This window comes from Methylotuvimicrobium alcaliphilum 20Z (genome assembly GCF_000968535.2).
GTDB classification, from domain to species: domain Bacteria; phylum Pseudomonadota; class Gammaproteobacteria; order Methylococcales; family Methylomonadaceae; genus Methylotuvimicrobium; species Methylotuvimicrobium alcaliphilum.
The window spans coordinates 2,848,314-2,873,987 of the sequence record NC_016112.1; the positions used below are offsets into that span (position 1 = coordinate 2,848,314).

The window sequence follows — 25,674 nt, forward strand, 5'->3', positions numbered from 1 at the left end:
TAAAAAATGAAACTATGCCCCTTTTCCTCGTTCCCATCGCTCCAGCGTGGGAATGCATACCGATCTTGCCTCAGCAACCCCGGTATGGGTTCCCACGGAGGACCGTAGGAACCAGAAAATCCAATCTCTTAATAACGCCAATATTTCGGCGAAAGCAAGACCAAAATCGTTCCTCGTTCCCACCGCTCTAGCGTGGAACCAGAAAAATTTCAGCTATGCTTAACCTACTTGGATATCTAAACTAGGGTAGTTTATCCGTCTTGGCCTGGGCGTCGCTATGACATATACAAAAGTCAATGGGCCTAAACGCCCTACAAACATTAGAATCATAATGATCCATTGGCCGGTCACCGATAATTCGCCGGTAAGCCCTCTCGATAAACCTACCGTGCCTAAGGCGGAAACGACTTCGAATAAGACATCCACCAGCGGCGCTTGCTCCGACACCGATAATAAAAGCGTCCCGATGAATACCAAGACGATGGAAATCAGCGTAATCGCAAAAGCCTTCATGACAATATTCTGGGAAATTGACCGCTGCATTAATGTCACTTCGTCCCGCCTTCCTAGAAAAGCATAGATCGCCATAAAAATGACAATAAAGGTACCTAATTTAATGCCGCTTGCGGTACTCAAGGATCCGCCCCCGACAAACATCAGCAATAAAGTCAGCAAGGTAGTCGAGTCGCTTAGCGATTCGATCGGCAACGCGTTAAATCCTGCTGTGCGAGGTGTAACCGCCTGAAACCATGAAGCGATTAATTGACTGGATAAGTGAAAATTTCCAATCGTAGCGGGATTGTGCCGCTCGAATAACCAAACCATTAACCAAGATACCAGATTAATCATCAGAGTGCCGCCGATCATGGCTTTACTGTATATTTGCAGTTTTTTCCAACCCCGGATCTGCCACAAATCCAATAATACGACGAAGCCGAGCCCTCCAGTAATAAACAGCCCACTAACAACCAGGTTGACCGGAATATTATCGACATAACGCGTCAAGCTGTCTGCAGACAGGGCAAAGCCCGCATTGTTGAAGGCTGAGACTGTATAAAAAAAAGCCTCGTAAAGCGCCTTAACCCATCCATAATCGGTACTCCATAATACGGTCAGTAAAATTAATCCTACCGCTTCAATGACAAACGCAAAATAAATTACCGCAACAGCAACTTCCCAAATTTTGTTCATACTTGTTTGGTTCAGCGCTTCAAGTGCAAGGAGTTGATGCTTGATCCCAATTCTTTTTCCGAGATTCATCGCTGTCAAAATGGAAAACGTCATAAACCCTAATCCGCCGGACTGAATGAGCAAGGCAATGATGATTTGTCCGAACAAGCTAAAATCGGTGCCGGTATCAAGCACGACAAGACCGGTTACTGTAACGGCCGACGTCGCAGTAAACAGCGCATCAAGCCAACCAATCGCTTTATTGGTCGCGATCTCAAGTTTGAGCAAAAGAGTGCCCGCAGTGATTAATCCCAGATAACCCGCAACCAGAATTGCGGGGGGACTGGCTTTCAAAACAGCGTGAGAAAATTTTAACCGGTGTTTTTTAAAATGACGCTGCAATGTGAGCTTAGTACGCATCGAATTACATTAACCTCGGCACCAACTTTGTCAATGACGGCCTGTCTCCCGCCAAAATCAGCACATCGCCGCATTCGATAACAAATTGTTCGTGAGGGGAAGGATATAATTTCTCGCGCCGCTTGATCAAAAGACAAAATACCTGGTTTTTTACCTCTGATAGCAAGTCCGCCAACGATGAGCCTGAGAGTTTTTCAACAGCAGGAATTTCAACCACATACTGCCTGTCACCCAAAGTCATGTACTCCCGTACCATCGGATAATGAAGCGCTCGTGCCGTCCTTATCCCCATTTCCTCTTCCGGGTGAATAATTCGGCTTACGTTCAAGCTTTTCAAAATAAGGTGATGTTCTTCTGTCGTGGCTTTAACCCAAATATTCTTAATACCCAGGTTTTTTAAATGGACCACGCAAATCAAACTGGCCTGCATGTCCTCGCCGATTGCGACCACCACGGCATCATAGTAATCCAAACTCAACTCTTTTAAGACCCCTTCATCCGTTACATCGGCGATCATGGCATGACTAAGGGAATTCGCCACTCGTTCGATAACCTTTCTTTCGTTATCGACACCGATCACATCATTACCCATCTTCGCCAATTGCAAAGCCAGCGTCATGCCAAAACGGCCCAAACCAATGATTGCATACTGAGCCATAGGTTCTCCTCAAATGAACTTAAATTCGTTCGATCGTAAAAAAATGAAAGCGCGACTGATTACCTAAAGCGAAATTTTATCAACAGTAATATTGCTGCTCTATTGACAATCAGCAACGATCCCGTTTCTTTCGCGTGTTAGAAGCCGGGGCACCGGTTTCACGCAGGTTCTATGAGAGCCTTATTTGCTAAGCGATTCGGCGCCTTTTACAGCATTTTATGATTCGCATTAAGCCTCATTGGAAAGCCTGCGCTTTACTGAAATTAATACAGGAACGGCGGCATGGTACGTGCATTTCGGATTTTAATTTCGGAATCTCGCAATGCAACAATGAATTCCTGTAAGGTTTTTCTGGCGCTTTGCAGATTATATTCGTCTAATTCCGGTTCTTTCGTAGTCAATTTTGTCAAAAACCGTTCAGTATTTTGTTTCTTAGAGTTCAATACCGGCGCGCATTGATCAAAGGCCATTTTCGTACTGAGATTACCCTGCACAGATACATGCCGCAATTGCTCGTATTGCTTGCACGCATTCGCGAATTCCCTCTGAATATGCTCAATTTCGCTTCGGTTATTCATAAACTTAACCCTAATTTTGTAGCTATTTACCCGTCTAGTATCGCCAGTATTTCGGCGAAAGCAATACCAAAATCGTAAATATTTCCAAGCGACCCAGCAGCATCGCAAAACAAGCCAACCACTTGACCGGGTCGCTTACTGTTCTAAAACTTGTCGCAACATCCCCCAAGCCTGGGCCGACGTTATTGATACAGGCCGCGACAGCCGAAAATGCCGTCACTTGATCGAGCCCTCCGGCCATCATCAATAGCATAATCACTACGAAGGATACGACATATAAACCGAAAAAACCCCAAACCGCCTCGATAATGCGTTCTTGCTGCACCTCCTTGCCAACCTTAACGGGAATACGGGCATTCGGATGAATCAAGCGTTGAATTTCTCGGTCACCTTGTTTATAAAGCAACATTACGCGTATGACTTTCAAGCCTCCAGCCGTCGAACCCGCACAGCCGCCGACAAAACCGATAAACACCAGCATTACCGGTACCGGCCCTGGCCAGTTATAAAAATCGGTCGTGGAAAATCCGGCTGTGGTCATAAACGAGACGATTTGAAACATGCCATGCCGCATCGCATCGAACAACGAAAAATCAGAGATGCCTTCATAATACAAAATTCCTCCGACCACTGACCCCGATAAAATCATCAGTAGCAAATAGGTACGCGCCTCGCTATCCAATAGATAAACTTTCAACGACGCGCTTTGCAATGCAGCGAAATGTAAAGCGAAATTCATACCGGATACGGCCATAAAAAAAATCGCGACGATTTCTATCGCCGGATTTTTGAAAAAGCCGATGCTGTCATCATGCGTCGAATAACCGCCATTAGCCGCCGTCGAAAATGAATGCCCGATCGCATCGAACCAATCCATACCGGCAATTCGATAAGCGATCGCACAGATTATCGTAATCCCTAAATAGATCACCCAAAGCGCCTTAGCGGTCCCGGCTATACGTGGCGTCAACTTACTATCTTTGACAGGCCCCGGAACTTCGGCCCGAAACAACTGCATGCCACCGATGCCCAATACCGGCAAAACCGCCAACGCCAACACGATAACGCCCATCCCGCCGAACCATTGCAATAATTGCCGATAAAACAAAATCGATTTCGGCATATCGTCCAAACCTTCGAGAATGGTCGCGCCGGTCGTCGTGAAACCCGAAACCGATTCGAACACGGCATCGGTAATCGATAAACTAGGCGTATCGCCTAAAATAAACGGCACGGCCCCCATCGTCCCCAGAATCATCCAAAATAAAGCGACGATCAAAAAACCGTCGCGATGATAGAGTTGACGCTTTTCATTACGGAATGGAAACCAAAGCACGGCACCCGCAGTCAATAGGATCAAAAAACTTTGCCAAAACAATGATTCGGCTTGATCCTGGTAAATATAAGAAACCAACAACGGCAGGAACAGTGTGGTGCTGAACATCATCAACATCAGTCCGATGCTTCTTAAAACGACTTTAGCTTGCATATGATAGTCCGTTAAATGCGCTGAAAATAACTTTCAATATTTTTAACGAGTTTCTTATCCAGCGCGAACATCACGATATGATCGTTCTCTTCGAAAACCGTATCGTGATGAATCGGAACGACTTCTTTATTTCGAATCAAGGCGCCCAGCACGACACCTTCGGGAAGTTTCACTTCATCGACTCTAAGCCCCACGACCGATAATGAGCGGCCGTCTTCGTCCTTATGCGCTATTGCCTCGATAGCTTCGGCGCTCCCGCCGCATAAAGAGCTTACCCTGGCGACATCGCCTTTGCGAACATGTTTGAGTATATGCCCTAAGGTTTCCTGATTCGGTTGAACCACGACATCGATTTCACTGCCCGTCAATAACTTGATATACGAGCCATGATTGAGCAAACAAATCGTTTTTTTGACTCCCAGTTTTTTTGCCAAGGCGGCGGCAATAATATTGACGCCGTCGTTATTAGTAACTGCGCAAAACAAATCGGTCTTGGCAATTAGCTCATCGACGAGTAACGTTTCCTCGGTACAGTCGCCCTGTAGTACCACAGTATTTTCGAGTTCGTTGGCAATTTTCTTAACCCGTACCGGGTCATGCTCAATAACCTTAACCTGGTGATTATGCTCCAGCGCCATCGCCAAGCGTTTGCCTATGTGGCCGCCGCCGGCAATCATGATCGTTTTGACCGGTTCTTCCAAGGTATGAAGTTCGGTCAATACTTTGCGGATTTTATGCCGCGGAGAAACGAAAAAAACTTCGTCGCCTTCGAGAATATCGGCCTCGCCATTAACCTCCAATGACTCGCCCTGTCTGAATATCGCCACGACTCGAATCTTTCCATTAGCGAGTTTTTGTTTGAGCGCCTTGATTTTTTTGCCGGTTAAAAAACCCTCGGGCACGGCCTTGATCGAAAAGAGCCTTACCAGTCCATCCGCAAATGAAGAAATATGTAAAACACCCGGGAACTTGATTAAATTATGAATCGCTTCCATCACAATCTGTTCGGGACTGATCACGATATCGATCGCGATACCATAAGGATTGAATAATTCGGGATGCTTAAGAAAATCGATAGCTCTTACCCGAGCGATCGTTTTTGGCTTACTATATAAAGTGTTGATGATCTGGCAAGCCAGCATATTGGTTTCATCCCGGTCGGTTACCGCGATGACGATATCGGTATCGCGGACACCGGCCATCTCTAATATACTGGGATGGGCCGCATTACCGGCTACCGTGGCAATATCGTAGCGTTCCTTCAACGCCGCTAATAATTCCGGTTTTCTATCGATTACAACAATATCGTTTTCTTCGCTTGCCAAAGCACTGGCAACGGACGAGCCGGTCACGCCGGCGCCTAAAATGAGTATTTTCATTAAATCATAAAGTCGTCATAGTTGAGCTAGTTCATGGCAAGCTCGAATTAAACCGCAACATCAAGGTAAACCCGCTCATTTTATAGCAATTACCGGTCTGCTTCGAGCCTTAGATTCCTTATTTTCTTGCCGGTTTTATAACGCGCAACTATTATTGACAATTGCGTCACAATAGTTCAACTCACACGAATCACATCAAGCCATGAAAATATTGGTCGTAGACGACATAGAGCAAAACAGATTGATGCTGTTTAAGCTATTATCGCGAAAAGCGCATCAAATCCTATTTGCCGAAAACGGACTCGAAGCCATCGAACAATTCAATCACGAACAGCCGGACTTAGTACTGATGGATATCATGATGCCGGTCATGGATGGCTTTGAAGCGACCGCCAAAATCAGAGCCTTGAATATCGATAAATGGGTTCCGATTCTTATTTTGAGCGCTGTCGACGGCGAGGATAATGTCGTCAAAGGCCTTGAGGCCGGCGCCGACGATTATTTGCCCAAGCCCATCAATCCAGCGATTCTCTATGCGAAGCTAACAAGTATCGAACGGTCGATCGAGATGCAAAACAGCATCATTGAAGGAAAGCGCCAACTCCAAGCTTACCAAGACCAAAATGAAGTCGAACAGCGTTTCGCGCAGACGATCTTCGATCGTTTGATTCATCAAAACGACTTACAAGACCCGCAGTTGAATTATTGGCTACTGCCAGCCAGACGTTTTAGCGGCGATTTAGTTTGCGTTAAACGTATCAGCCCCGACCGTCTCTATTTTATGTTGGCCGATTCGACCGGACACGGACTCGCTGCCGCGCTGCCGACCATCATCGTCAACCAAGTCTTTCAAGGGATGACGAAAAAAAGATTATTGGTTTCTTGCATTGCCAGAGAAATCAACAATCGCCTAAAAAAAGAATTACCAGCCGGGCATTTCGTGGCATTAGCCCTAGGCATGGTCGATAACCGTAACCAATGGATTGAAATATGGAACGGGGGCTTACCCGACCAATGGGCTCTGGATCTTCAAGGCATTCCTATCCGTGCTTTCAAATCGCAACATACATTCGCCGGCGTACTGGACAATGACGAATTTGACGATGGCACAGAAATCTGGCAATGGCAGCAAGCGTGCGAATTATTTTTCTATTCCGACGGACTCGTCGACATTGAAGACCCTCTCTCCGAATGTTCCGGCCATGATTGGCTGCTGAAAACCTTAAAGCAATCCACATCGAGAGAACGGATACAAGCCATTCAAGCCCAATTATCCGATTACATGCAAAAAAATGAAATTCACGATGATATTTCTTGTCTATCTATTCAATGCCGTTAAGGATTTGGGCATAAATAACCTCCCTATTTTTAATGCAAGGTAAGCAGGTTCGGTAGCTCGATTGGCAGGTGTCGGCGGCAGGGAAAGCCGCCGTCAAGCCTACACGGACGTATTCACGGCGTCCTGTCAAGCGAGTTACCGAACCCGCTACAAAACTCATAGCTCCAGGAAGTTATTTTTCACGAAATCCTAACCGATAAGCGGAATTTTAAACCCCTATCGAACCGTGCAGGCAAACGAATGAAACATTGGCAAAAGGTGAGCTTATGCTGTCGGACTTAACCAGCATTCAACCCGCTTTTGTAGGATTTAATTTTCGAAATACGGTAGCTGCCGAACAAAATCCTAGCGCTGACGAAAACGACACTCAAATCCAAGGACGAGACACAAGCCTTGCGGATGATGCGCAATTTTCTATCGAGGAACAGCGTCAAATCGAGGCATTAAAGGCCCGGGACGCCGAAGTCAGGGCTCATGAGCAAGCGCATCTAAATGCGGCCGCAGGCATTGCCGTCAGCGGCGCAAGCTTTTCCTATCAAACCGGTCCCGACGGAAACCGCTACGCCATCGGCGGCGAAGTCCAAATCGACACCTCCCCGGTCCCCGGCGATCCGGAGGCAACGCAGAGAAAAGCCGAATCTATTCGCAGAGCGGCACTTGCTCCGGCGCAACCATCCTCTCAAGATTTCAGTGTGGCAGCCAACGCCGCCAGAATGGCAAGCGATGCCAGAATTGAACTTCTCAAACAAACGCAGGAAAACGCCGACCCTAAGTTTGGCACCGCCATCGATATCGCCGTTTAAACCAGAAAAGAACAGTTGGCATGTGTTGTAGACCGTTCATGCTTCGACTCGGCTCAGCACGAACGGTCTACAACACTTTCACCGGCCAGGTGAAGCCTCAAACTACCGCCCATCCTTCGACGAGAGGCTCTCCTGAGCGCAGCCGAAGGGCTCAGCGCGAACGGTAGTTTGAGGCTCTCAACTGCATTTTTTAGGTTAAACGCAGGTGTGGGCCAAAATTCACCTAGAGAGTAAAAGAAGACATTATTTTCGGGTTTGAGTGCGCCATAACTGCACAATTTGATCCACATCCAAATCGTCAGGGCCTTCACGCCAACCCGTATAATAATCCACGTCATTACTTTTCGGCTCGGGATTAGGGCGATAGATCTGCACGCGCGTCGGCAACGGCGCAGCCTCACCCAGCACTAACGCCTCACCTCTTCCGAGCGAGGTTAAAATATCGGTCAAGTCGCCTTCGGCTTCCGGAACCAATCCGCGTATATAAGCTTGATCGTCCGGGTTAGTGGTTCTCAGACAGAAAAACGAACTGCATTGGGCCAACATCGTTTCCGATAACTCGGTCGGCCTTTGGCTAATGACCCCGATCGAAACGCCGTATTTTCGCCCTTCTTTTGCGATACGCTCCATCATCCTTTTTGTTCCTTCGAACTGACCGCCTTTCTCACGCGGGATATAAGCATGAGCCTCTTCGCAAATCAGCGTAATCGGAAATTCCCGGCGTCTCGGATTCCAATAATTGAATTCATAGGCCAACCGGCCCACTTGTGCGGAAACCGCCGGCCGAACATCGGTCGGCACCGAACTCAGATCGACAACGGTAATATTGGCCTTGTTATCGCCCAATCCTATGAACTGCCGCAGTAAATCGGCCATGCCGGCAGAAGTATTGCGTTTTTTCGGCTTTAATAAAAAATCGTAACGCACATCGTTGAATCGACTCTGCATTCTGACTAAAAATTCGTCAAATTGACCAAATAAAGCACCCTTGCTTTTACCGAAATCCTTACGCTCTTCATTGGCATTTTTGAACTGCATATACAATTCGGCCAGCGAAAAATAGATCGGCGTATCGATCGAAACCACGCCTAAACCGATTTCCTTTGCTTCCTTCCGCTTGAGTTGTTGCAAGATTTCACGCATGAATGCCATCTGCATCGAAGCGCCGTTATCGTTGCGATCGATAAAGAGATCGACCAGCTCTGCATAACTCATCATCCAATAAGGCATCTCCATATCCATCGCATCGACATAGTTGACCATGTCGCTAGGAAAGGCAGATTGAATTGTGCCATTATCGTCCTTCCAACAATATTCCCCGTGTAAATCCAACATAATCAAATGCGCTTTCGGCATGGCCTTGATGGTATGTTGAATCAGGCTAGTGACGGTCCAGGACTTACCCGAACCGGATTGCCCGATGATCGCGAAGTGACGCCCGAACAAGGCGCGAGGATCGAGACTGAGATGATATTCCTTATGCGATGCCAATTGGCCGATAAAAAATTCGTACTCCCTAAAGGCAGAAAAAATAGCGTTAATTTCGCTTAAGCCGACAGCGTAAACTTTCGCACCGGGCGTCGGATAATGTCTAACGCCTCGAACGAAGCTGCCGTTTTCCTGGATTTCCCCGACCGGAATCAACGAAATAAAACGATCCGCCTTGCGTATCCCGACCGAATCGAAACGATCGCGCTCCCACATTTTAAAAACCAAAGCCAGAACGCCAATTGTTCCTTGCCTTATAACGACATACGAACCAATATGACCGGCAAGGATTTCTTCGTTACCAATTCGAATAATCGGCAAGTCGGAAGAATGCTGTTCGGCTATTCTGGCCTCCATGCCATCTCCGCGCACTTCGGAAAGATAGCCGATTAGAATACTATTTAAGGGTTGCTCGGACATTATATGCTTCCTATCAATTCAAAGATATTAAGCATTCTAGACGAAATTTAAATTTTAAACTTCGTTAGAAAGTTTTTTGGCGGTCATTTCAAATTTGGAGAAAAAGTATGCTGTCAAACGATAAGAATTTAATCCGATCGTGTTTTACGTGAAAAATAGCGCCCACCTTCCTTACTTCGCGAAGCTAGAGCTTCACGTACCGGTTTCCCAAGCTGGAGCTTGGGAAACAGCGGATTCACCTTTCACCTTTCACCTTTCACCTTTCACCTTTCACCTTTTTTAATCAACCCATTCATAAAATTCGGTCAATGCCGGGTCGCATTTACAGCAACTGGTCCCGCACGACCCATTCGGCGATGACGATTTAATTTTTCCTTTACTGATCCATTTACCTAACATGCCTCTAATCGCATCGGCATCCATATCGAAATGATTGACTAAATCCACCATCGCCACTTTATGCCTTTGCTTGATATAGTTTCTAAGATCGGACAGTATCACCGGTTTTCTCCTGTTGAACGGGATTGCTGTAGTTTCGCCCGGATAAGCGCAACACTAACAACACCAATAAAAAGAAAAGACTTAGCCCAATCAACCATGTCAACGAATAACTCGGATGATCGCTAAAGGTCGATAATTGATAGAAAAATGTTGCGGTCATATAGGCAATACCGGTCGTCCAAAAGACGACAAACAATGTCCAGCCCAGATTAGTTTCTCGATAGATCGCCGCCGTCGCCGCAACGCAAGGCGCATACAATAAAATGAATAATAGGTAAGCGAAAGCCCCGGCTTGACCGTCGAAACTGACTCGCATTGCCCCGTAAGTTCCTGTATCGACTTCTTGCTCATCGACCGCCGTTTCAATGTCGAGTCCCAATGGATCCAACAGATTACCGGCGACACTCAGTAAGTTTTCAGGAATCGTCTTCACCGCCTCACTCAGGGTTGCGACCAAATCGAAACCTTGATCGTCAGCCTCTTCGCCATCGAACGCCATTTGGCTGTAAAGAGCATTCAAAGTACCGACTACGGCCTCTTTAGCCAACACGCCGGTAAAAATACCGACCGTGGCAGGCCAATTGTCTTTCTCTATGCCCATGGGTTTGAATACCGGCGTCAAACCACGACCTATTTCGCTTAGTACCGATTGATCGCTGTTTTCACGACCGAAACTACCGTCCGTACCCATCGCATTGAGAAAGTTCAAAACCAATACCATCGGCACAATCACCTTACCGGCATTGAAAATGAAAGTTTTGAGTCGATCCCAAGTTCTAAGTAAAACACTCCGCAGACGCGGAATATGATAAGCAGGCAGTTCCATGATAAATGGCGTGACCTCGCCCTTGAATAAGGTATGGCGCATAATCAGGCCGGTAAAAACCGCCACCGCAATGCCGATCAAATACAATCCGAACACTAAATTTTGTCCGCCGACCGGGAAAAAAGCCGCTGCGAACAAAGCATAAACCGGCAACCGAGCACCGCAGGACATGAACGGGTTCATCATATTGGTTAGAATACGATCACGTTGATTTTCCAGCGTTCTGGTCGCCATGATTGCAGGTACGTTACAACCGAAACCGACGATCATCGGCACGAAAGATTTTCCCGGCAAACCGATCATCCGCATAAAACGGTCCATCACGAAGGCGGCACGCGCCATGTAGCCTGAATCCTCCAAAGCGGACAACACCAAAAATAGAAACCCGACAATAGGAATAAACGTCGCGACGACTTGCACCCCTCCGCCCGCGCCTTGAGCGATTAAAACCACTAACCACTCCGGCCAATTCATTTGATTTAATACAAACGCTAAGCCATCGACAAAAAATGCTCCGGTCACTTGTTCAAAAAAATCTATGAAAGCGCTACCGATATTAATCGTGAACATGAACATCATATACATCACCAGCAAAAAAATCGGTATGCCTAAAAAGCGATTCAACACCAAGGCATCAATTCGCTCGGTAGTATGCCGATTTAATTGTTGAGTATGGATCACGCAACGCTGAGTCAATGAATTAACGAATCCGTAACGAGCGTCTGCCGCGAGAATATCGATCTCGTCATCAGCTTCGGTTTCTATTTGTCGTTGCAGAGCCGCAACAGTCCCTTTGAGTTCATGACCGGCAATTTGTTTGGCTAAAGTATCGTCTTCGAGCAAACGAACAGTCAACCAACGCCGGTCGCAACGGTGCTGTTCGGCCAGCGGTTGCAATAACGGCGATAACTTGTCGATAGCTTGTTCTAAAGCCGGCGCATAAGGAATATCGAGACTCGGAACGGGCTTATCCTGCGCGGCACGATTAATGACTTCCTTTAAATGACTTATTCCTTCTCCGGTCGATGCACTGATTGGCACAACCGGGCAACCCAATAGATTGGAAAACTCATCGACATCGATCGCCACGCCTTTTAGTCGAGCGGCATCGATCATGTTCAATGCGATCATCATCGGCACTCGCATTTCCAGGAGCTGGGAGGTCAAATAAAGATTGCGCTCGATGTTAGACGCATCGACGATATTAATGATCAAATCCGCTTCCCTAGCCGCAACATAGTCTCTGGCCACTTTCTCATCGAGAGAAACATCGTCATCGGCAGCTTCCAGGGAGTAAGTACCGGGCAAATCGACCACACGGACGATTTTATGATCGAATCGATATTCGCCGGTTTTCTTTTCGACGGTCACACCCGGCCAATTACCTACATGCTGTTTAGAGCCGGTCAAAATATTAAACAGCGTCGTTTTACCGCAATTCGGATTACCGACGACGCCTATCGTAAAGTCGATTGCCATTAAATTTTCTCGATCAATAAGACGGAAGCTTCATCCTTGCGTAATGTCAATGAAAAACCACGTAGCTTTATCTCGACAGGATCCCCCATTGGAGCAAAGCGCGTCACGCAAAACTGCGTGCCGGGCGTCAAACCCATCGCCAACAAACGTTTTCGGTAGGCCTTTGCAGATTTATCGAAGCCGGTAATGCGGCCGCAATCGCCAACGATGAGGTTTTTTAAACTTAAGTTCATTTGCTTAGCCTCTTAGTCTTGGATACCCAAAACAATATAATAAGTAATAATGATTCTCATTAAATGAACTATATCATAACTAGACTTAACGTCAAACGATGGTTGTCGAGGCTTTAACCGAGAAGTTTTAAACTGTTGGCTCAATCGCAATAGGCGCCTTGTTTTGAGCTATTTGTGAATGAACGAAAACTCAATACGACAACGCTTCGCTTGATTATTAGAATAGAATCTATTTATCGTGCTTGAGAGTCCGTCGCAGATTAACGGATTCTTACTGTGAAAGTTCGCAGTTTTGCATTCCTTATCTAATTTTTCGATATGCAAAAGACAGCTGTACAAATGCCGGTACCGAGGCATAGGTATCTACACAAGTTTTCAGCTTTATAAAACAATTAGTTAAGTTAATTTTTCTGTAATCTAGGATAAAAAAGTAGACTAAAAACTTCAATTTTTAGTCCCTGTCTTCATAAAAAACCAGAAGAAACTTTATAACAACATGATTTTAAAAGATAAAGATATGTAGATACTTATGGTACCGAGAAGGGTGCGGTTGCTCGATCGACAGGCGTCGGCGGCAGGGAAAGCCGCCGTCGAGCCTACACGGACGTATTTACCCAGCACCTAAATTATCTATTTATCTATCATGGCCAATAATCTATGGAATTTAGGTGCTGGGTTTACGGCGTCCTGTCGGGCGAGTGACCGCACCCTCCGCCACGCCCCGCACTTTCATTTGCCGGGGCGATTGCCTGGCCTTCATGAACATTATTGTAAACGACTAAAATTCAGCATGAATTCTAAGTATTTTATGGTTGAATAGCCTGGGTTTAGGCTATTGTCCTTTTTCGATTTTCTTCATTAATTTTGCATATTGGCTTTTCCATTTAAACGAACTAATACCGGAAACCAATACGCCAATGATAATACCCGCCAGCAACTCTAACGTTAAAGCCAAAGTGAGCGGCATCGAAATAGTAAAGAAATAAAAATTAATTTGAACTGAATGAAAATTCAGAATGGAAAAGATCAACGCAACAATGAAAATACTGATGAAAATAACGATCGAAAGAAATTTCATTATTGTCCAATTGTTACGTTGACTGGGGGGATATAACTGTCATTGCCTGCATTATTAAACACTGGTATAGCAAACTAACGAAACGGCAATTAATCCGTTATTTTGCAATTTTCACGAGACATATCGACCCTGTCTCGAAGCTCCTTACCAGGTTTAAAGTGGGGTACATATTTTTTGGGTAAGGCCACCGATTCACCGGTTTTTGGATTGCGTCCCATTCTAGCTTCACGTTCACGCAACGAAAAACTGCCAAACCCTCTGATTTCTATTCTTTCATTGGAAGACAACGACTGACTCATCTGTTCGATGATGCATTTGACCGCCAACTCGACATCTTTTAAAGCAAGATGCGGTTGATGTTTTGCGAGTGCTTCTATTAATTCCGATTTTGTCACATTCTATCCTGCGAAAATGAATAAAATCAAAAGGGTGCGCACTAATGCGCACCCGTCTGCATGACTTTACTTTTCCATTTGCTTGAAGATATCGCCCAAGGTAGGCGTACCTGCAGGCTGTTGAGTATAGTCTTTGAGCGCTTCGGATTCTTCATCCTGATCCTTTGCCTTAATCGACAAGGAAATCGATTTGCTCTTTTTATCGACACCGATAAATTTCGCTTCGATTTGCTCGCCTTCTTTCAGTAAAGTCCGAGCATCTTCAACGCGATCCCGTTGAATCTCGGAAGCACGCAGATAACCTTCGACATTATCGGCTAATGTGATGACAGCGCCCTTCGCATCGACTTCTTTAATCGTTCCGTTAACCAGACTGCCTTTTTCATGCAGTGCCAGGTAGTTTTGGAACGGGTCTTGCTCAAGTTGCTTAATGCCCAGGGAAATACGTTCCCGCTCGGCGTCGACTGCCAAAATAACAGTTTCTACCTCATCGCCTTTCTTGTAATCGCGCGCGACTGCTTCAGTATCGTCGGTCCAGGAAATATCGGACATATGAACCAAACCGTCAATACCCCCATCCAGTCCGATGAAAATACCGAAATCGGTGATCGATTTGATTTTTCCGGAGATTTTGTCGCCTTTGTTATGAGTCGCGGCAAATTCATCCCATGGATTAGTTTGGCATTGCTTCATACCCAACGAAATGCGGCGACGCTCTTCGTCGATTTCCAATACCATGACTTCGACTTCATCGCCCAATTGCACGACTTTGGAAGGGTTGACGTTTTTGTTGGTCCAATCCATTTCGGAAACATGCACCAAACCTTCAACGCCCTCTTCGATTTCGATGAAGCAACCGTAATCGGTCAGATTATTGACTTTACCGAATACGCGAGTACCGGCCGGGTAGCGACGAGCAATATTTTGCCATGGATCTTCACCCAATTGTTTCATGCCCAACGAAACGCGGTTTTTCTCTTTATCGAACTTCAGAACCTTGACTTTGACCTCTTGGCCTATTTCGACACACTCGGAAGGGTGACGAACACGGCGCCACGCCATATCGGTGATATGCAACAAACCATCGATGCCGCCCAGATCGATAAATGCGCCGTAATCGGTCAAGTTTTTGACGATACCGGTAACTTCGGCACCATCATGCAGAGATTTGAGTAGTTCTTCTCTTTCTTCGCTGTATTCTTTTTCAACGACTGCACGACGCGACAATACGACATTGTTACGTTTTTGGTCGATTTTAATAACCTTGAATTCCAGGTCGCGATTTTCTAGAAAAGTCGTATCTCTAATAGGACGAACATCGACTAATGAGCCTGGCAGGAACGCTCTCAACGCGCCTACGGAAACGGTAAAGCCGCCGCGAACCTTGCCGGTAATACGACCGGTAATGGTTTCTTCATTTTCAAAGGCCTGTTCCAGTTCGATCCAAGCTTTGTTTTTCTTGGCTTTATCGCGGGAAAGAAGAGTGGCACCCAGGCCGTCTTCAAATAAATCGAGAGCGACTTCGATTTCATCGCCGACTTCTACTTCCAAATCGCCATCGGCATTCAAAAACTGCCATTTAGGGATCACACCCTCTGATTTGGCTTGGGTACTGACGATCACGAATTCATTTTCGATATCGACAACGGTACCCATTAACATTGCACCAGGACGCATTTCCGTCTTGGCTAAACTTTCTTCAAATAATTCAGCAAAGCTTTCGCTCATTGTTCTTCTTTCCCAAGCTTGTTGTAAATAGGCACAAGCTTCATATAAGTTATCAAGGTTAAAAAAAAAGCCGCTTAATACTGCTTGCGGCGTATGTAAATACTACTACTCAGCGAATCAAATTTATTATCTGCTCAATGACCGTCTCGATAGACATATCGGAAGAATCGATAAAAACAGCATCATCCGCCTGCATCAACGGCGCGGCTTTGCGCTGTTGATCGCGGCGATCACGCTCTTCAATCTCTTGAGTAATAGACGAAAGATTAGCATCAATTCCTTTTTCTTTCAACTGTTTATATCGGCGCATTGCTCTTTCCTCAGCACTAGCCGTTAAAAACACCTTATTTTGAGCATCAGGAAATACGACGGTACCCATGTCCCGACCGTCTGCAACTAAGCCGGGCGGCCTTCTAAAATCCTTTTGTTTTTGCAGTAGAACCTTTCTGACTTCAGGCAAAGCAGCAACCATTGAGGCTGCATTGCCTGTACTTTCAAGACCCAATTGACCGGTTATATCCTTACCATCAAGCTTAACGGTTAATTCCTCGGCGCATTCGAACTCCAATACCATCGCTTTGGCAACTTCCGCAACGACCGTCTCGTCGCTCAAGTCGACTCCTTCTGCAATGGCAGCAATAGCCAATGATCGATAGATCGAACCGCTGTCCAAATAGTGCCAGCCCAGTTTTCTCGCAATTGCTCGACTGACCGTGCCTTTACCGGCGCCGGACGGACCGTCGATTGTCAATACCGGAACCGACATTAGCCTTGCTCGGACTGCAATTTTAAACCCAAAGCCGGAGCAATCTCTATGAACTCCGGAAAGGATGTATTGACATTTTCGCAATCATTGATGACGATTTTTCCGTCGGCTCTGAGCCCGGCGATTGAAAAAGCCATCGCGATACGATGGTCGCCATGCGACTCGACCGAACCCGAACCGATTTTTCCGCCTTGAATGATCATGCCGTCCGGCGTCGACTGAGCATCGACTCCCAAAATTTGTAAGCCATCGGCCATGACTTGAATACGGTCGGATTCCTTGACTCTGAGCTCTTCGGCGCCGGTCAAGCGGGTTTGTCCTTCGGCGCAAGCCGCAGCAACAAACAATACCGGAAATTCATCGATCGCCAGCGGAACCAATTCCTCAGGAATATCGATGCCTTTCAATGGTGCCGATTTAACATGCAGATCGGCTACCGGTTCTCCACCGACGATACGCTCGTTCAATATTTCGATATTTGCACCCATCAGTCGCAGAATATCGATCACACCGGTACGAGTAGGATTGATACCCACATGATTCAGCACGATATCGGAACCTGGCGCAATGGATGCTCCGACCAAAAAAAACGCCGCCGAAGAAATATCGCTGGGCACATCGATATCGGCCGCCGTAAGTCTGCCTTCGGCAGTAATCGTCACCTTGGCCCCTTCCTTTTCGACCGGATACGAAAAACCGCTCAGCATCCGTTCGGTATGATCGCGTGTCGGCGCCGGCTCGGTAACGCGGGTCGCCCCTTCTGCATACATTCCGGCCAATAACAAACATGACTTGACTTGAGCGCTGGCCATTGGCATTTGATAATCGATACCTTTAAGTTTGCCGTCTTGCCCTTTAATATGCAGCGGTGCCGTGCCCTTTTCCGTCGTTTCAATTACAGCACCCATTTGCGCCAACGGATCGGTAACCCGTTTCATCGGCCTCCCGGACAAGGATTTGTCGCCAGTCAATATCGAGTCGAAAGCCTGCCCCGCCAACAACCCGGACAGTAAGCGCATCGATGTGCCCGAGTTGCCTAGATACAATGGTTTTTGCGGCGCCTTCAAACCGTGTTTGCCGACCCCATGAATCGTTAATTCGCCATTTTTCGGCCCTTCGATAACGACACCCATGTCTTTAAATGCCTGCAACGTCGCCAATGCGTCTTCGGCTTCGAGAAAGCCTTTGACATGCGTGACGCCATCGGCCAGGGAACCGAGCATGATAGAACGGTGAGAAATCGACTTGTCGCCAGGGACTCTTGCCTGCCCATTTAATGAACCGCCGGGTTGTACAGTGAAAGTTATCGTTTTAGCCATTTTAATTTATCAATTGATCGAGAAAACGCTGCCGGGCTTGACCCGCGTATGTGAAGGTTTGAAAAATCTGCTGGCTATCGTCGTTTTCGAGGGCCAGTTCCATCGTATCCAGTTCTTGCTTTAGCTGTTGAATCAGCGGTATTAATTTTTGCTTATTAGCCAAACAAATATCCAACCACATGGTCGGATCGCTTGAAGCGATGCGCGTAAAATCCTTAAAACCACCGGCTGCGTATTTAAATATTTCGACTTGCTCGTCCTTACGCCCGAGTAGATCGACCAGCACAAAAGCCAGTAAATGCGGCAAATGACTGGTCGCGGCTAGCACCGCATCATGATGATCGACTTCCATGATCGACACGATCGCGCCCAACTGCTGCCAAAACTGCTGCATTGTTGCCGTCGCCTTGGGATCGGTTTGCTCAACCGGCGTGATAATCAGCCGCTTATCATCGAATAAACCGTTCACCGAAGCCGTTACACCGCTTTGTTCGGCTCCGGCAATCGGATGGGCCGGAACAAAATTACTCGGCAGGTAACCGAATACTCGTCTAGCGGCATCGACGACATTGCCCTTGGTACTGCCGACATCGGAATAAACGGCTTGCTCGGACCAATAAGGCTTCAACTCGCCAAGTACCTTTTCGATTGCGCCAACAGGCGTCGCGATAATAATGCAATCGGCACCCTGCACGGCCGCTTCGAGGTTTATAAAATACTCGTCGATGACACCCAGTCGCCGAGCTTCTTTCAGATTATCGAGATCTATTTCACGACCGTAAGCGACAATAGTCGTACATAAGCCGCGATCACGCGCGGCACGAGCTATCGAGCCGCCGATCAGCCCGACGCCAATTAGACACAGCTTGTTAAACATCGGCAAGCACAGCCTTTAACGCCTCGAGACAACGGCTATTTTCGGCGGGCGTACCGATACTAATGCGTAAATAGTCGGGCATTTCATAATTCGCGACCGGTCGTACAATGACGCCTTTTTGCAACAAAGCCTGATAAACAGCCTCTCCCGAGCGTTTGACATCGACCGATACAAAATTGCCGGCCGACGGAATCCATTCCAGTTCGAGCTGACGGAATCCATCGATTAACTGCTGCATGCCATCGTTGTTGATCGCTATCGTACGTTGCAAATGCTCATGATCTGCAAGCGCCGCTTCAGCCGCCGCCAATGCGAGCATGTTATTATTGAAGGGCTGGCGTACTCGATTCAGAAAATCGGCAATCCCCGGATTGGAAAAACTGTAACCGACACGCAGGCCCGCCAATCCGTAGGCTTTGGAAAAAGTCCGGGTCACGATCAAATTGGGATGATCAACCAACCAAGCGATTGAATCGGCACGACTTTTCGGGTCGATGAATTCGTAATAAGCTTCGTCCAAGACGCAAAGCACATGACTCGGCAATGCCGCAATAAATCGGCGCAGCTCATCGGACGCCAACAGGGTGCCGGTCGGATTATTCGGATTCGCAATAAAAACAAGCCGGGTTTTATCATTGACAGCCGCCAACATCGCATCGAGATCATGGCCGTATGCGCGCGCCGGAATAACGACGCCGGTAGCACCGACGGCCTGCGTCACAATCGGATAAACCGCGAATGCGTGCTGCGAAAAAATCACTTCATGAGTCGATGTTAAAAAAGCTCTGGCCAGTAACTCCAGAATTTCATTTGAACCGTTACCCAATGTAATTTGCGACATTTCGACGCTAAATTTTTCGGCTAACGCGCGTTTCAACTTGAAACCGTTACCATCGGGATAACGCGCCAAATCCGGCAAGGTCGCATTTATCGCCGCCAAAGCCATTGGACTCGGCCCTAGCGGGTTTTCATTCGATGCCAATTTAACGATATCGCTTAGACCTAATTCGCGTTCGAGCTCTTCGATCGGTTTACCGGGCGTATAAGGAACAAGTCGCTGCACGCCAGGCGTGGCCAAGGAATAAAAATTGTCGGTTATGTTCATTAATAAATATGATTTTAAACGTTATCGGCACACGAATGACGCTGATTAAGCCGATTATCAAGAAGCTTCGACGTTCCGGCGTTTACGCAATTTACGCGTTTCATTTTTTATAGAACCGCCTTCGGGTACGATCCTAATATATTCAACATACTGACTCGGGCGCCCAGCATTTTTAACGCCGCCGCGACATTTTCGTCCTCGGCATGACCCTCGATGTCAATAAAGAACACATAATCCCACAGACCTTGACGCGACGGCCTCGATTCGATATGCATCATGCCGATACCGTGATGCGCGAACGGCTCCAAGACTCGATAAAGCGCGCCCGGCTGATTGCCGGTCGACACCAACAGCGAGGTTTTATCCTTACCGGTCGGACCTGAAATCTGGCGACCGATAATGATGAATCGAGTGGTATTATTCGACTCGTCCTCGATGTTGCGCTCGATGACCGAGAGCCCGTAAAGTTCGGCAGCGAATTTTCCGGCTATCGCCGCCTTATCTTTGGAACCGGCAGCCAAGCGAGCCGCCTCGCCGTTACTGTTGACAGCGGTGCGTTTCGCATCGGGCAAGTGCAGATCCAACCATTGACGGCACTGCGCCAAGGATTGCTGGTGCGAAAAAACTTCCGCGATATCCGCAAGACTCCCGGCATTGCCGATGAGATTATGATGAACCCGTAATTCAACCTCGCCGCAGATCTTCAGCGGCGAACTCACGAATCGATCCAGGGTATGATTGACCACCCCTTCTGTCGAATTTTCGACCGGGACTACTCCGAACTGGCAATGCTCGTTTTCGACCGCATTGAATATTTCCGCGATCGTCATAGCGGGCACTGCATTGACCGCATGCCCGAAATGCTTGATCGCTGCCTGTTGAGTAAACGTTCCTTCCGGTCCCAAAAACGCGACATCCAATGGCTTTTCAAGCGCCAAGCAAGCCGACATCAACTCTCTAAAAAAACGCATCGCGGTTTCATCGGCAAGCGGACCTTGATTGAGCGCCTTAACCCGTCTTAATACCAATGATTCCCTATCCGGTCGGTAAAAACATCCCGACTCGCCTTCCGCCATCTTGGTTTTAGCCACCTCGATGGCACAAGACGCGCGTTGATTGATCAACTGCAGAATCTGTTCGTCGATCGCATCGATTCGCGCCCTTAAATCGGCAAGAGGAGTAATTGAAGTCATGTTGCGGTACTCAGGCTCGGGTTCTTTCGAATTCGGCCATGAATTCAATTAACGCTTTAACGCCTTCCTCGGGCATTGCATTATAAATACTCGCACGCATACCGCCTACGGAACGATGCCCCTTTAATTCGGCGAATCCATTGGCTTCGGCTTGGCTTAAAAATTCTTTATCGAGCGATGCATCGGATAAGATGAAAGGCACGTTCATTCGCGAGCGAAATTCGGTTTGCACAGGATTGCTATATAACGAAGAACGATCTATTGCGTCGTACAAACTTGCCGCTTTTCTGATATTGACGGCTTCTATCGCCCCGACGCCACCAGCCGATTTGAGCCATTTCAACACCAAACCGACCAAATACCAATTGTAAGTCGCCGGCGTATTCAGCATCGATTGATTCTTGGCCTGTACCGCGTAATTGAATACATCGGGCAAGCGGGAGTCGGTCTCACCGATCAAATCATCGCGCACGATCACGACGGTAACCCCGGCAGGTCCCATATTTTTCTGGGTTCCGGCATAGATCAAGCCGAATTGGCTTACGTCGACTTTGCGCGACAAAATATTCGACGACATATCGGACACCAACGGTAATCCTTGCGCATCCGGAATAAACGGAAATTCAACGCCATGTATCGTTTCGTTGGAGGTGTAGTGCAAATACGCCGCATCAGGTTCAATTTGCCACTCGGCAACAGCAGGAATCGTTGTAAATTTTTCCGACTCCGAACTAGCCGAGACGACGACCTCGCAGAACCGTCCGCCATCCTTGATCGCTTTCTCGGACCAGGCTCCGGTATTGATATAGCAAGCTTTGGTCTTGCCGCGCAATAGATTCAAAGGAATAAATGAAAACTGCCCGGTCGCGCCGCCTTGTAAAAACAAGACCTTATAATTATCGGGAATCGCCATCAATTCGCGCAAATCGACTTCCAATTGTTCGGCAATATTCGAAAAATGCTTGCCTCGATGACTCATTTCCATCACCGACATGCCGCTAGCCTGCCATTCAAGCATTTCATCGCGCGCCTGCCGAAGCACCGCCTCGGGTAATGCCGATGGTCCAGCGCTGAAGTTATATATTCTGGCCATTATTCTTGTTCTCCCGAGTCCTGTTCTATCTCTGTTTCATTATCGACTTCCCCACCTAAATCGGAATCCGCGTCCATTACTGCGTCCTCGTCTTCGGCCAAACCTTCTATTCGATCGACCCCAACCACTTTTTCGTTTTTGTCGAGACGAATAACCGTAACGCCTTGCGTATTCCGGCCGACGATCGATATTTCATCGACGCGGGTCCTAACCAAGGTACCGCCGTTGGTAATCAGCATGATTTCATCACGCTCGGACACCAATACCGCCCCAACGACATTACCGTTACGCTCGGACGTTTGTATCGAAATCACGCCCTGCCCGCCCCGGCCTTTGCGCACGAATTCTTTCAAATGCGTCCGTTTACCGTAGCCGTTTTCGGTGATCGTCAATACAGTGCCTTCAGCCGATACGATCAGCGAAATAACTTTTTGTCCCGGCTGCAGTCTAATGCCGCGCACACCCGCCGCAGTCCGGCCCATTGAGCGGACGTCCTCTTCGTTGAAACAAACCGCCTTGCCGTCGGTCGAGAATAATAAGATATTTTGCTGACCGTCGGTCACGGCCACACCGACTAAGGCATCCTCTTCACGCAAATCGATCGCGATTTTACCGTTGGTGCGCTGACGCTCGAATTCGGGGAGCGGCGTTTTTTTAACGGTGCCGTTCGCGGTTGCCATGAAAATGAACTTATCGGCACTGAACTCTCTTACCGGCAGCAAGGCGTTAATATTTTCCCCGGCTTCCAGCGGCAGTAAATTGACGAAAGGCTTGCCCCGCGAAGCGCGGCTCGCGACCGGCAATTGATAAACCTTAAGCCAATAGACCTTGCCTAGCGACGAGAAACAGAGAATCGTATCGTGCGTATTCGCAACGATCAATTTGTCGATAAAGTCGGTTTCCTTCGTTGCCGTCGCCGATTTGCCACGACCGCCTCGCCGTTGCGCCTTATAGTCGTCGAGCGGCTGTGCTTTGACATAACCTTCGTGCGATACGGTCACGACCATATCTTCCTCGGTAATCAAATCCTCGTCGGTCAGATCAAGGTGATCCTGCAAAATCTCTGTGCGCCGCTCGTCGCCGTATTCGGCTTTAATCGCTTCAAGCTCTTCCTTGATAACCTCCATCAACCGAACATCGCTGCCTAGAATCTCTAGATATTCGTCGATGAGTTTAAGTAAATCCCTATATTCATTGACAATTTTTTCCTGTTCAAGGCCGGTCAGACGGTGCAGGCGCAAATCTAAAATCGCGCTTGCTTGCGTTTCGGACAATCGGTAGTACCCGTCGACCAAGCCAAATTCGGGCGTTAAATCTTCGGGCCTAGACCGGTCGGCATCGGCATGATCGAGCAAGGCATTGACCAAGCCGGCTTCCCAAGTCCTAGACAAGAGTCCGGCCTTCGCTTCGGCCGAGTCTTTAGCCGATTTAATCAATGCGATCATTTCGTCAATATTGGCCAAAGCGATCGCCAAGCCTTCCAATATATGAGCCCTATCCCGCGCCTTGCGTAAATTATAAACCGTTCTGCGCGTAACGATTTCCCGGCGGTGATCGATAAAGGCCGTGAGAATCTCTTTTAGATTCATGCAATGAGGACGACCGCCTAAAAGCGCAACCATATTGATACCGAATACCGTCTGCATTTGCGTTTGCTTGTACAAATTATTCAGTATCACTTCGGGAACTTCGCCGCGCCGAAGTTCGATAACCATACGCATACCATCCTTGTCGGATTCGTCGCGCAGACCGGAGATCCCTTCCAGCTTGGCTTCCTTAACCATTTCGGCAATTTTTTCCAACAGCCTGGCCTTATTGACCTGATACGGCAACTCGGTCGTAATGATCGCATAACGGCCGCTCTCGCCGATTTCCTCGAAATGACAGCGAGCGCGTAAATAGACCTTGCCTCGACCCGTGGCATAGGCGCTACGAATCCCAGCCGCTCCGTTGATCGTTGCCGCCGTCGGAAAATCGGGCCCCGGAATAAATTGCATCAACTCGCTAATCGTAATTTCAGGATTTTCAATTTGTGCAAGACAGGCACTGACGACTTCGGTTAGGTTATGCGGCGGGATATTGGTTGCCATGCCGACTGCGATACCGGACGACCCGTTGATTAGAAGCGTCGGTACCCGAGTCGGCAAGACTTTGGGTTCGGATTCGGATTCGTCGTAATTCGCTATGAAATCGACGGTTTCTTTATCGATATCGGCCAATAATTCATGCGCAATCTTGGCCATGCGAACTTCGGTGTACCTCATCGCCGCCGGAGAATCACCGTCGACCGACCCGAAATTGCCTTGCCCGTCAATCAGCATGTAACGCAGTGAAAAAGGCTGCGCCATCCTAACGATCGTGTCGTAAACCGCGGTATCGCCATGAGGGTGATATTTACCGATAACGTCACCGACTACACGCGCTGATTTTTTATAAGCTTTGTTCCAATCATTGCCGAGTTCGCTCATTGCATAGAGAACGCGGCGATGCACCGGTTTTAGGCCGTCCCGAACATCGGGGAGCGCGCGGCCGACTATGACGCTCATGGCATAGTCGAGATAGGACTGTTTCATCTCGTCTTCGAGATTGACAGGAATAATTTCTTTAGCAAAGTCCGACATTGATCCGTTTTTTACAAAAATAAAGCCCGTTACCTAAATCGGCAAACGGTTTCCTTCAATGGGATAATTCCGAAAAGACTTAAAAAACCCTTACATCCAATGGAATTACACGAGATACCAAAACCGGGTGATTATAACAAAATGTCGAACGAGAGTCGAAGAGCTTACAACTTTATCAAAGCTTCTCAAATAGGGCTAGCGCAACAAATGGCGCAAGACTGCAAAACGTTCAGCACAAACGCCATTTTTGACACAAAAGCGTCACAGACCTGCCGTTTCTGTCACTTTTTTTTACAAAAGCCTAATACGCTCTTTAATAACATATGACTAAATCATTGAAAATACTTATTTTGATTAGATGGGCCTTGATATTGCTTCATTTATTATGAAACAACATTGATCAGAGGTGACGACAATGGAAAATCAAACTATAGAAATCACAAGCCAAGCACAGTCCGCATTCATCGAAATGCTAAGCGCTGAATTTATTGCGCAAACCGGCGTTGGTGTTTATGCCTATCTAACACCGCTTGCGATCAACAGCTTATTCAGACAATATTTACAACACAGAGAGCCGCTAAGGGCATTCACGAAGCAATACGTAAAAACCGTTTTGGTTTAATTGCAACCAAAAACAGGAAACGAAGAACGCTATAATCGGTTTTTCTGGATTTCTTAGACACGGATTTGCAAAAAACGCAAATCCCATGTCTAAC

General features: G+C 47.5%; 22 protein-coding genes. 3 read left to right on the forward strand and 19 right to left on the reverse strand.

Annotated features, from left to right (window positions below; genetic code table 11):
* Positions 1-219: 219 nt before the first annotated feature.
* The 5 genes from MEALZ_RS12130 to trkA form a co-directional block, all read right to left on the reverse strand.
* A complete protein-coding gene (locus tag MEALZ_RS12130) occupies positions 220-1,524 on the reverse strand; it encodes a TrkH family potassium uptake protein (RefSeq protein ID WP_223842300.1) in 1,305 nt (434 codons plus the stop codon).
* A 70-nt stretch (positions 1,525-1,594) separates the two neighbouring features.
* The gene (locus MEALZ_RS12135) at positions 1,595-2,248 is read right to left on the reverse strand and encodes a potassium channel family protein (RefSeq protein WP_014148936.1); all 654 of its coding nucleotides are present in this window, start codon (positions 2,246-2,248) and stop codon (positions 1,595-1,597) included.
* 263 nt (positions 2,249-2,511) lie between these two features.
* Positions 2,512-2,826 (reverse strand): hypothetical protein, encoded by a 315-nt coding sequence (locus tag MEALZ_RS12140; RefSeq protein ID WP_017840250.1) that lies wholly within the window; start codon positions 2,824-2,826, stop codon positions 2,512-2,514.
* Between the two features lie 34 nt (positions 2,827-2,860).
* On the reverse strand, positions 2,861-4,315 hold the full coding sequence (locus MEALZ_RS12145; protein WP_014148937.1) for a TrkH family potassium uptake protein: 1,455 nt from the start codon (positions 4,313-4,315) through the stop codon (positions 2,861-2,863).
* Positions 4,316-4,326: 11 nt separating this feature from the next.
* Entirely contained in the window at positions 4,327-5,694 is a 1,368-nt protein-coding gene (trkA, locus tag MEALZ_RS12150) for a Trk system potassium transporter TrkA (protein ID WP_014148938.1), read from the reverse strand.
* A 202-nt stretch (positions 5,695-5,896) separates the two neighbouring features.
* On the opposite strand from trkA, the gene MEALZ_RS12155 reads away from it, so the two are divergent.
* Together MEALZ_RS12155 and MEALZ_RS12160 are read left to right on the forward strand one after the other, a co-directional pair.
* Positions 5,897-7,033, forward strand: a complete 1,137-nt coding sequence (locus MEALZ_RS12155; protein ID WP_014148939.1) for a fused response regulator/phosphatase — start codon at positions 5,897-5,899, stop codon at positions 7,031-7,033.
* 266 nt (positions 7,034-7,299) lie between these two features.
* Positions 7,300-7,836 carry a putative metalloprotease CJM1_0395 family protein gene (locus MEALZ_RS12160; RefSeq protein WP_014148940.1) on the forward strand — a complete coding sequence of 179 codons (537 nt, stop codon included), beginning with the start codon at positions 7,300-7,302 and terminating at the stop codon, positions 7,834-7,836.
* A 243-nt stretch (positions 7,837-8,079) separates the two neighbouring features.
* Here the strand turns inward: MEALZ_RS12160 and MEALZ_RS12165 are convergent, their stop codons facing one another.
* The 14 genes from MEALZ_RS12165 to gyrA all read right to left on the reverse strand — a co-directional run bounded on the left by MEALZ_RS12165 (position 8,080) and on the right by gyrA (position 24,958).
* The gene (locus MEALZ_RS12165; RefSeq protein ID WP_014148941.1) at positions 8,080-9,744 is read right to left on the reverse strand and encodes an ATP-binding protein; all 1,665 of its coding nucleotides are present in this window, start codon (positions 9,742-9,744) and stop codon (positions 8,080-8,082) included.
* Positions 9,745-10,023: 279 nt separating this feature from the next.
* A complete protein-coding gene (locus MEALZ_RS12170; protein ID WP_014148942.1) occupies positions 10,024-10,245 on the reverse strand; it encodes a FeoC-like transcriptional regulator in 222 nt (73 codons plus the stop codon).
* Positions 10,226-12,550, reverse strand: a complete 2,325-nt coding sequence (feoB, locus tag MEALZ_RS12175; RefSeq protein ID WP_014148943.1) for a Fe(2+) transporter permease subunit FeoB — start codon at positions 12,548-12,550, stop codon at positions 10,226-10,228. Before feoB ends, MEALZ_RS12170 begins: the two co-directional genes overlap by 20 nt.
* Positions 12,550-12,783 carry a FeoA family protein gene (locus MEALZ_RS12180; protein WP_014148944.1) on the reverse strand — a complete coding sequence of 78 codons (234 nt, stop codon included), beginning with the start codon at positions 12,781-12,783 and terminating at the stop codon, positions 12,550-12,552. The genes feoB and MEALZ_RS12180 overlap by 1 nt, the downstream gene beginning before the upstream one ends.
* Positions 12,784-13,615: 832 nt before the next feature.
* Positions 13,616-13,861, reverse strand: coding sequence for a lipopolysaccharide assembly protein LapA domain-containing protein (locus tag MEALZ_RS12185; protein WP_014148945.1), 246 nt, complete (start codon positions 13,859-13,861; stop codon positions 13,616-13,618).
* An 89-nt stretch (positions 13,862-13,950) separates the two neighbouring features.
* Positions 13,951-14,256, reverse strand: coding sequence for an integration host factor subunit beta (locus tag MEALZ_RS12190; RefSeq protein ID WP_014148946.1), 306 nt, complete (start codon positions 14,254-14,256; stop codon positions 13,951-13,953).
* A 66-nt stretch (positions 14,257-14,322) separates the two neighbouring features.
* Positions 14,323-15,984, reverse strand: a complete 1,662-nt coding sequence (gene rpsA, locus MEALZ_RS12195) for a 30S ribosomal protein S1 (protein WP_014148947.1) — start codon at positions 15,982-15,984, stop codon at positions 14,323-14,325.
* Positions 15,985-16,093: 109 nt separating this feature from the next.
* Entirely contained in the window at positions 16,094-16,750 is a 657-nt protein-coding gene (cmk, locus tag MEALZ_RS12200) for a (d)CMP kinase (protein ID WP_014148948.1), read from the reverse strand.
* Complete coding sequence (gene aroA, locus MEALZ_RS12205) at positions 16,750-18,069, reverse strand: 3-phosphoshikimate 1-carboxyvinyltransferase (protein WP_014148949.1); 1,320 nt, start codon at positions 18,067-18,069, stop codon at positions 16,750-16,752. Before aroA ends, cmk begins: the two co-directional genes overlap by 1 nt.
* A gap of 1 nt (position 18,070) precedes the next feature.
* Positions 18,071-18,946: a prephenate dehydrogenase gene (locus MEALZ_RS12210; protein ID WP_014148950.1), complete on the reverse strand. Its 876-nt coding sequence runs from the start codon at positions 18,944-18,946 to the stop codon at positions 18,071-18,073.
* On the reverse strand, positions 18,939-20,051 hold the full coding sequence (hisC, locus tag MEALZ_RS12215; protein ID WP_014148951.1) for a histidinol-phosphate transaminase: 1,113 nt from the start codon (positions 20,049-20,051) through the stop codon (positions 18,939-18,941). The genes MEALZ_RS12210 and hisC overlap by 8 nt, the downstream gene beginning before the upstream one ends.
* A 107-nt stretch (positions 20,052-20,158) precedes the next feature.
* The gene (gene pheA, locus MEALZ_RS12220; protein WP_014148952.1) at positions 20,159-21,244 is read right to left on the reverse strand and encodes a prephenate dehydratase; all 1,086 of its coding nucleotides are present in this window, start codon (positions 21,242-21,244) and stop codon (positions 20,159-20,161) included.
* 10 nt (positions 21,245-21,254) lie between these two features.
* Positions 21,255-22,337, reverse strand: a complete 1,083-nt coding sequence (gene serC, locus MEALZ_RS12225; protein ID WP_014148953.1) for a 3-phosphoserine/phosphohydroxythreonine transaminase — start codon at positions 22,335-22,337, stop codon at positions 21,255-21,257.
* Positions 22,337-24,958 (reverse strand): DNA gyrase subunit A, encoded by a 2,622-nt coding sequence (gyrA, locus tag MEALZ_RS12230; RefSeq protein WP_014148954.1) that lies wholly within the window; start codon positions 24,956-24,958, stop codon positions 22,337-22,339. The genes serC and gyrA overlap by 1 nt, the downstream gene beginning before the upstream one ends.
* 415 nt (positions 24,959-25,373) lie before the next feature.
* On the opposite strand from gyrA, the gene MEALZ_RS12240 reads away from it, so the two are divergent.
* Positions 25,374-25,580, forward strand: a complete 207-nt coding sequence (locus tag MEALZ_RS12240) for a hypothetical protein (protein WP_014148955.1) — start codon at positions 25,374-25,376, stop codon at positions 25,578-25,580.
* The last annotated feature ends 94 nt before the right edge of the window (positions 25,581-25,674 follow it).

Bases quoted from the DNA above. Each gene is read 5' to 3' on its own strand.
- MEALZ_RS12135 (WP_014148936.1), bottom strand. From the start codon at position 2,248: ATGGCTCAGTATGCAATCATTGGTTTGGGCCGTTTTGGCATGACGCTG.
- MEALZ_RS12140 (WP_017840250.1), bottom strand. From the start codon at position 2,826: ATGAATAACCGAAGCGAAATTGAGCATATTCAGAGGGAATTCGCGAAT.
- MEALZ_RS12145 (WP_014148937.1), bottom strand. From the start codon at position 4,315: ATGCAAGCTAAAGTCGTTTTAAGAAGCATCGGACTGATGTTGATGATG.
- trkA (WP_014148938.1), bottom strand. From the start codon at position 5,694: ATGAAAATACTCATTTTAGGCGCCGGCGTGACCGGCTCGTCCGTTGCC.
- MEALZ_RS12155 (WP_014148939.1), top strand. From the start codon at position 5,897: ATGAAAATATTGGTCGTAGACGACATAGAGCAAAACAGATTGATGCTG.
- MEALZ_RS12160 (WP_014148940.1), top strand. From the start codon at position 7,300: ATGCTGTCGGACTTAACCAGCATTCAACCCGCTTTTGTAGGATTTAAT.
- MEALZ_RS12165 (WP_014148941.1), bottom strand. From the start codon at position 9,744: ATGTCCGAGCAACCCTTAAATAGTATTCTAATCGGCTATCTTTCCGAA.
- feoB (WP_014148943.1), bottom strand. From the start codon at position 12,550: ATGGCAATCGACTTTACGATAGGCGTCGTCGGTAATCCGAATTGCGGT.
- MEALZ_RS12180 (WP_014148944.1), bottom strand. From the start codon at position 12,783: ATGAACTTAAGTTTAAAAAACCTCATCGTTGGCGATTGCGGCCGCATT.
- MEALZ_RS12185 (WP_014148945.1), bottom strand. From the start codon at position 13,861: ATGAAATTTCTTTCGATCGTTATTTTCATCAGTATTTTCATTGTTGCG.
- rpsA (WP_014148947.1), bottom strand. From the start codon at position 15,984: ATGAGCGAAAGCTTTGCTGAATTATTTGAAGAAAGTTTAGCCAAGACG.
- cmk (WP_014148948.1), bottom strand. From the start codon at position 16,750: ATGTCGGTTCCGGTATTGACAATCGACGGTCCGTCCGGCGCCGGTAAA.
- aroA (WP_014148949.1), bottom strand. From the start codon at position 18,069: ATGGCTAAAACGATAACTTTCACTGTACAACCCGGCGGTTCATTAAAT.
- MEALZ_RS12210 (WP_014148950.1), bottom strand. From the start codon at position 18,946: ATGTTTAACAAGCTGTGTCTAATTGGCGTCGGGCTGATCGGCGGCTCG.
- hisC (WP_014148951.1), bottom strand. From the start codon at position 20,051: ATGAACATAACCGACAATTTTTATTCCTTGGCCACGCCTGGCGTGCAG.
- pheA (WP_014148952.1), bottom strand. From the start codon at position 21,244: ATGACTTCAATTACTCCTCTTGCCGATTTAAGGGCGCGAATCGATGCG.
- serC (WP_014148953.1), bottom strand. From the start codon at position 22,337: ATGGCCAGAATATATAACTTCAGCGCTGGACCATCGGCATTACCCGAG.
- gyrA (WP_014148954.1), bottom strand. From the start codon at position 24,958: ATGTCGGACTTTGCTAAAGAAATTATTCCTGTCAATCTCGAAGACGAG.
- MEALZ_RS12240 (WP_014148955.1), top strand. From the start codon at position 25,374: ATGGAAAATCAAACTATAGAAATCACAAGCCAAGCACAGTCCGCATTC.